This is a genomic window from Streptomyces sp. HSW2009 (genome assembly GCF_040240285.1).
GTDB lineage: Bacteria > Actinomycetota > Actinomycetes > Streptomycetales > Streptomycetaceae > Streptomyces.
Genome location: NZ_JBEHZD010000424.1, coordinates 1 through 7,152 on the forward strand (window position 1 = coordinate 1; position 7,152 = coordinate 7,152).

Consider the following 7,152-nt stretch of genomic DNA (forward strand, 5'->3'; position numbering starts at 1 on the left):
CCCCCCCCCCCCCCCCCCCCCCCCCCCCCCCCCCCCCCCCCCCCCCCCCCCCCCCCCCCCCCCCCCCCCGGGGGGGGGGGCCCCCCCCCCCGGGCCCGCCCCCGCGTACTCCTCTTCCGGCATTGGCCCGCGCCGCCGAGCACGCAGGCCGTACCGTAGCCGTGGGGGCGCAGATCTTGCGTACGCGTACGAAGGAGACTTCGCCAATGAACCACGGCGCGTCGCCGGGCGAAGGCGACGACAGGGTGGCCCAGGTGCCACGGGCCCGGGCGGCGCAGTCGCCTGCCCTGGGCCGGATACCGCTCGCGGTGGTCGTCGTGGACGGCGCCGGACTGGTCACGCACTGGAGCGTGGGGGCGCGGAAGCTGTTCGGCCATCCGCGCGAAGCGGCGGTCGGCGCCCTGGCCAGCGATCTGATGCCGGTCTCCGGTGCCTTTCGCCACCAGCACGAACGCCCCCGCGAGAGCACGGGACCCGGCCGCACCGGCACCCCGCGCGACGGCTCGGACCTGATCGACCACCCGGACCCCGACGGCGGCCCGGCCGCTGGCCCGCACCCCGGCCAGCCCGCCGCCCTCGGCCACCTCGGCCCGCAACTCGCCGCCTCGCTGGGCGGCGAATCCTGTTACACCACCGCGGGCCGGGCCCATCTGGCCGACGGCGAGCCCGGCTCGGGCGCCGTGCTCTGGTGGGCCTACCCGCTGGTCGGCCCGGGGCCCGAGCGGCTGTTGCTGCTCGCCGCCGACGCGACCCAGGTGACCGACGAGCAGGGCTGGTACGAGCGGGTGGCGCCCGGGTTCGCGCTGCACACCGAGTTCGCCGAGGCGACCGAGTTGGCTCGGCGGCTGCCCGAGATCCTGCCCAGCATGAGCCCGCAGGAGAGCGCCAGGATCGTGGCCCAGGTGCTCGAACTCGGCTACCCGGTCCTGGAGATCAGCCAGCACGAGCGGGTGCCGGTCATCCCCGACTGGGGCGTGCCCAAGCGGGTGGAGCGGCGCACCAGGCTGCTGCGCACCGCCACCGACGAGGCGGTGGACCCGAAGGTGGCCGCCGCGGCAGCCGCCGAGTTGGACTCGGACCTCGAATACGCGGCGGTGCGTGAACGGCTGGAGTTCCTGAACGAGGTCAGCGGCGCCATCGGCACCTCGCTCGACCTGGCCCGCACCATCGAGGAGGTGAGCGCGGCGGTGGTGCCGCGCTTCACCGACGTGGCCGGCACGTACCTGCGCGAACAGGTCGTGGCCGGTGAGGGCTTCCCGGACGGCCCGCCGGACGCCACCACCCTCTGGCACCGGGTGGCCGTGGAGCACAACGACGAGCCGGGCCGCTGGGACGATGTGATTCCGGTCGGCGAGTCCATGCCGTTCCCCGTCCACACGCCCTTCTTCCAGTGCATGACCAGCGGCGAACCGGTCCTGGTGCCCCGCATCTCGGAGGAGATGGGGCGGGCGATCGCCGCGCAGTTCGAGAAGCGCGACATCAGCCCGCTGATCAACAACCGCTCGATGCTGGTCGTGCCGCTCAAGGCACGGCAGGTGGTCCTGGGCTTCATGATCTTGCTGAGGCACCGGGAGCGGGTCGAGTTCAACGACATGGACCGGGTCACCGGTGCCGAACTCGCCGCCCGCGCCGGGCTCGTGCTCGACAACGCCCGCATGTACACCCACCAGGAGAACGTCGCCGAGACGCTCCAGGACAGCATGCTGCCGCACATCGCCCCGCGGATGGCCGGCTGCGACACCGCGACCCGCTATCTGCCGGGCACCCGGCTCGGCCGGGTCGGCGGCGACTGGTTCGACAGCATCAAACTGCCCGGCTCGCGCACCGCCCTGGTGGTCGGCGACGTCATGGGTCACGGTCTGAACTCGGCAGCGATGATGGGCCAGTTGCGGACCGCGGTGCAGACCATGGCGGGGCTCGACACCTCGCCCACCCAACTCCTGCGCCACCTGGACGACCTGGCCAGGCGGCTGGGCGAGCACTACCTGGCCACCTGTTTGTACGCGGTCTACGACCCGATCGGCGGCGAGTTGACGATCGCCAACGCCGGCCACATCCCGCCCGTTCTGGTCCGCGCCAGGGACGGCCGCAGCGAACTGCTCGACCTGCCGACGGGCGCGCCGATCGGGGTGGGCGGCGTGCCGTTCGAGACGGTACGGGTGCCGGTCGAACCCGGTGACCGGCTGGTGCTGTGCACGGACGGCCTGGTGGAGGTGCGGGGCGAGGACATCGCCGTGGGCCTGGCTGCGCTGTGTGAGTCGGCGGCCCATCCGGCCGCCTCCATGGACGACGCCTGCGACACCATCATCCGCGCGCTGGCCGGGACGCTCAACCAGGGCCGCGGCGGGCGCAAGGACGACGTGGCGCTCCTGATGGCCCGGCTGAACGGCATCGCCGCCGAGGACGTGGCCGACTGGGAGGTGGCGCCCCGCCCGCAGAGCGTGCGCACCATCCGCCGCAAGGTCCGCGAACAACTGTGCCACTGGGGCCTGGACGAGGCCGTGCCCACCGCCGAACTGCTGGTCAGCGAGGTGGTGACGAACGCGGTCCGGCATGCGCGGGAGGACCTGCGGGTGCGGCTGGTGCGCACCGATGCGCTGCTGTGCGAGGTGCGCGACGACGACCACCGGCTGCCGACCCTGCTGGAGACCACGCCGACGGACGAGTACGGCCGCGGATTGCAGGTGGTCAGCCGGCTGGCCAGGGAGTGGGGCACGGCCCGTACGGCCGACGGCAAGACGGTCTGGTTCGAGCAGCCGCTGCGGTAGGCGCGCCCGCCGGGGCCGTGGTGGGTGGGCCAGCGGGTTGGTGCGCTGGTGGGGCGGGGGTAGCGGGGCGGCGGGGGATTGATGGGCGCGTCGCCCGGGCTCGCCTGTCGGTCGCTTGCGCTGGCGCCCGTGCTGGCTGCCTGTGTTGGCGCTTGTGCCGGCCGTCGGTGCCGAGCCGCGTGGGGTCCGGGGGGGGTCCCGTTGCGAGCACTACGCGCGCGTGCGTCCCCGTGCCGGCAGCGACCGGGCCCCGCGCGATTCGCCGGCCCCTCCACGGGGTTCGCCGGGCCGCGGCCCGTACTCCGACATTCACCCGTTCGCCGTAGGGCAGGCCATCCGCTGCTCGCATCCGGACGGCCCGGCCGGCGGGCGGCGGCCCGTTGCTCACATCGGGCCGGTCCGGCCGGCCAGTGGCGGCCCGGCGCCGGTCGTCTGCCGGGCGGCGGGCGGCTGCCGTCCCGCGTCGCCCGGGTGGACGCCGGTACGGGATGGGGTGGCGGTACGCACCGGATCGGGCGGCTACGTGGCGGCGGGCCGGTGGCGGAATGGGGAAACTTTTGATCGTCCGCTTGTGCACATCGACCCGTGCCGCTAGCAATTTGGCATGACTGAGTCGACCGGCTACGCACGGGCTTGGGAAGAGTACTGGCGGGACGCGCCCATCGAGCCGGGCGGTGTCTTCTGGGACGCTCCGGCGCAGGAGACCGTGGTGCGTCAGTTACCCCTCTTCGAGAACGAGTTCGACCCCGAGTTGCCCGTGCTCGACGTGGGATGCGGCAACGGCACCCAGAGCCGGCGGTTGGCCGAACAGTTCGGCCAGGTGATCGGCGTGGACCTGGCGCACGCCGCGGTGGCCAGGGCGCGTGCCGACGACAGCGCCGGGGTCGCCAGCTACCGCCAGTTGGACGCGGCCAACCTGCCCGCCGTACGGGCGCTGCACGCGGAACTCGGCGACGTCAACATCTATCTGCGCGGCGTCCTGCACCAGTGCGACAGCCGCGATCTGCCGCGGGTCGCCGAGGCCATCGCGGTCCTCGTCGGCGACCGCGGCCGGGCCTTCGTCGTGGAACTGGCCGAGGCGGCCGGGCAACTGCTGCGCGGCCTCGCCGGCGGCCCCGCCGGCCCGCCGCCCAAGCTCGCGGCCGTCTTCCAGCACGGCATCGCCCCCGGCGAGGTCTCCGACCAGGCGGTTCCCGCACTGCTGCGCGCCGCGCGGCTGAACACCCTGGCGACCGGCGAACTCCCGCTGAACACCACGGAGTACGGCCCGGACGGCAAGCCGCTCACCCTGCCGTCGGCCTGGTGGCTGGTGGCCCGCGGCGCCTGAAGGGCTGGGCCCGGGCGGGGTTGGGCCGGTCTGGGCGGAGGTCGGCTCACGCAGCGGCTGCGTACCGGAGTCTGACGGTCGGTCGGCCGTTTCGGCTGCGCCGGGTGCTGCGTTCGGGCTGCCGTGGTGCGTACGGGCTGCTGCCGTGGTGCGTACGGAGTCGGTGTGTACGAACCCGGTGCGCACCCGGTCGGCCGCCCTCCCAGGACCGACGCGCTGATCGGCCTCGCCTGCTCGGGAAATGGCTGGTCAACCGGGTGTTGGTGGCCGGGCACGGGTGTTTCGGGGCGGCGGCGGGGCGGGCCACAGCACAGCGTCGTAACGATTGAGGTGTCCACGTTCACGCGCTAAAGCTGTGCTGTCGCCCACACCTCCGTTCGGAGTGACGGACGGTCATATCCGTATTCCCGCTGCTATGTCCGGCCAGTGAGGGGGCGGGCGGCGCCGGGCGCGGGCCCCTCGGCGGCTCCCGAGCGGGGGGTGTGCGAGGTGAACAGGGGGGCCCTGTAGCGAGGCCCCACCCTGTGGGGCAGACTGTTCCACAGGGGCAGCTTGTTCCACAGTCCGTGGGCGGGCGGCTCTGACACGTACCCCCGTCCTCGCCGCCACCAGCAACCCCGGTTGATCGTCCGAGTTGAAGGAAATTGTCAGATGTTCGCTTCCCTGGCCCGGTTCACCTCCGGTCGCAGCAGACTCGTCCTCTACCTGTCAGGAATCCTCTTCCTCGTCGCGGGAGCACTGGGCGGCGGAGTCATCTCCAAGCTGTCCACCGGCGGTTTCGTCGACACCTCCACCGAGTCGGCCAAGACCGCCGAGGTCATGGAGGACCGGTTCCACGCGGGCGCGCCCAACGTCATCCTGCTGATCAGTGACAAGCGCGGCGTGGACGCCCCCGAGGTGGCCAAGGCCGGGCAGGACATCACCGCCAAGCTCGGCAAGGAACCCCACGTCGAACAGGCCGTCTCGTACTGGTCGCTGGGCAAGGCCGAGTCGCTGCGCGGCAAGGACGGCAACAGCGCCCTGGTGATGGCGCGCATCCTCGGTGACGAGGACCAGATCCAGGACCGCTTCGAGGCGTTCGAGTCCCGCTACGAGGGCAAGGTCGACGGGGTCGAGGTCAAGATCGGCGGGTCCGCACTCGCCAACAAGGAGATCTTCGACATCACCGAGAAGGATCTCGTCAAGATCGAGATGATCACCTTCCCGGTCCTGCTGATCGTGATGCTCTTCGTCTTCCGCAGCCTGGTGGCGGCCACCGTGCCGCTCATGGTCGGCGGTCTGACGATCGTCGCCGTACTGCTGACGATGCGTATCCTCACGCTCTTCACCGACGTCTCGGTGATGGCCACCAACGTCGCCACCGGCCTCGGACTTGGCCTAGCCATCGACTACAGCCTCATCCTGATCAAGCGCTACCGGGAAGAGCTGGGCAAGGGCGTCGACATCGACGGCGCCATCTCCATCGCGCTGCGCACCGCGGGTCGTACGGTCGTCTTCTCCGCCATCACCGTCGCGCTGGCGATGGGCGCCCTCCTCGTCTTCCCGTTCTACTTCCTGCGCTCCTTCGCGTACGCCGGCATTCCCACCGCGCTGATCGCCGCCGCGGTCTCGGTGACGTTCCTGCCCGCGCTGCTCAAGGCGCTCGGCCCGCGCATCGACAAGGGACGCATCCTCGGCAAGAAGAGGTCCACCGCGCCCAACCCGGAAGAGGGCTTCTGGCACCGCACCGCGATCACCGTGATGCGCTTCCCGCTGCCGGTCGCCGCGGTCGTCATCGGGCTGCTGCTCTTCCTCGGCGCGCCCTTCCTCGACCTGAAGATGAGCCTGGCCGACGAGCGGGTGCTGCCGACCAGCACCCAGTCGCGCGAGGTGGGCGAGACGATCCGCAAGGACTTCAACGCCCAGGAGACCCAGGCGCTCAACGTCGTCCTCAACGACACGCCCGGCAAGGGCGAGCGCGGCAACATCGCCGGCTACGCCGAGCAGCTCTCCCGGCTCGACAACGTCGCCCGCGTCGACACCGAGATCGGCACCTTCGCCGGCGGCAAGTTGGTCGCCCCGCCGACCCCGGCCGCCGACCGGTTCGGCACCACGGACAGCACCTACCTCTCGGTGGTGCCCAAGAGCCAGTCACTGTCCGAGAAGGGCCGCGAGCTCGTCAAGGACATCCGAGCCGTCGACGCCCCGTACGACGTGCAGGTCGGCGGTCCCGCCGCGGAACTGCACGACGCCATCGGCTCGATGAGCGACAAGCTGCCGCTCGGCCTCGGCGTCATCGCGATCAGCTCGTTCATCGTGCTCTTCCTCTTCACCGGCAGCATCGTGCTGCCGCTCAAGGCCCTGGTGCTGAACTGCCTGAGCCTGAGCGCCACCCTCGGTGTGCTGGTCTGGGGCTTCCAGAACGGTCACCTGGAGGGCTGGGTGGGTGACTTCGCGGTCACCGGGACGATCACCTGGACGGTGCCGATCCTGCTCTTCTGCGTCGCCTTCGGCCTGTCCATGGACTACGAGGTCTTCCTGCTCTCCCGCATCAAGGAAGAGCACGACCTCACCAAGGACAACACCAAGGCGGTGGCGCGCGGCCTGGAGCACACCGGTTCGACCGTCACCGCCGCGGCCGTGCTGATCGCCATCGTCTTCCTCGGCTTCATCATGAGCTCCATCAGCTACATGAAGGCCATCGGTGTCGGTCTCTCGCTCGCGGTCCTGATGGACGCCACGCTGGTGCGTGGCGCCCTGGTGCCCGCGTTCATGCGGCTCGCCGGCCGGGCCAACTGGTGGGCGCCAGGACCGCTGCGCGCCCTGCACGCCAAGATCGGTCTGCGCGAGGGCGACGCCCAGCCGCTGCCCACCGCGCCCCCGCGACCGGACGCCGGCACCGCGGAGCGCGACCTGGAACCCGCCAACCGCGACTGATCCGGTAGCCGCGCCCCCCCCCCCCGGCGCGGGGGCCCCCCGGGGGGGGGGGGGGGGCGCCGGGGGGGCCGCCGGGACAGCTTGCTGACGGCCGGGACGGGAACTGCTTCCCGTTCGGTGGATTCCTTGTAGGCTGTGGGC

Annotated in this window: 3 protein-coding genes; all 3 read left to right on the plus strand. The window is 71.9% G+C overall.

The annotated features are described in order from the left end of the window. Window positions 1–206: 206 nt before the first annotated feature. The 3 genes from AAHZ94_RS25155 to AAHZ94_RS25165 all read left to right on the plus strand — a co-directional run bounded on the left by AAHZ94_RS25155 (window position 207) and on the right by AAHZ94_RS25165 (window position 7,011). A complete protein-coding gene (locus AAHZ94_RS25155) occupies window positions 207–2,768 on the plus strand; it encodes an ATP-binding SpoIIE family protein phosphatase (RefSeq protein WP_349995433.1) in 2,562 nt (853 codons plus the stop codon). Between the two features lie 604 nt (window positions 2,769–3,372). Further along, window positions 3,373–4,095 (plus strand): methyltransferase domain-containing protein, encoded by a 723-nt coding sequence (locus tag AAHZ94_RS25160; protein WP_349995435.1) that lies wholly within the window; start codon window positions 3,373–3,375, stop codon window positions 4,093–4,095. A gap of 651 nt (window positions 4,096–4,746) precedes the next feature. Next, window positions 4,747–7,011 (plus strand): MMPL family transporter, encoded by a 2,265-nt coding sequence (locus AAHZ94_RS25165; RefSeq protein WP_349995436.1) that lies wholly within the window; start codon window positions 4,747–4,749, stop codon window positions 7,009–7,011. The last annotated feature ends 141 nt before the right edge of the window (window positions 7,012–7,152 follow it).

Bases quoted from the DNA above. Each gene is read 5' to 3' on its own strand.
- AAHZ94_RS25155 (WP_349995433.1), top strand. From the start codon at position 207: ATGAACCACGGCGCGTCGCCGGGCGAAGGCGACGACAGGGTGGCCCAG.
- AAHZ94_RS25160 (WP_349995435.1), top strand. From the start codon at position 3,373: ATGACTGAGTCGACCGGCTACGCACGGGCTTGGGAAGAGTACTGGCGG.
- AAHZ94_RS25165 (WP_349995436.1), top strand. From the start codon at position 4,747: ATGTTCGCTTCCCTGGCCCGGTTCACCTCCGGTCGCAGCAGACTCGTC.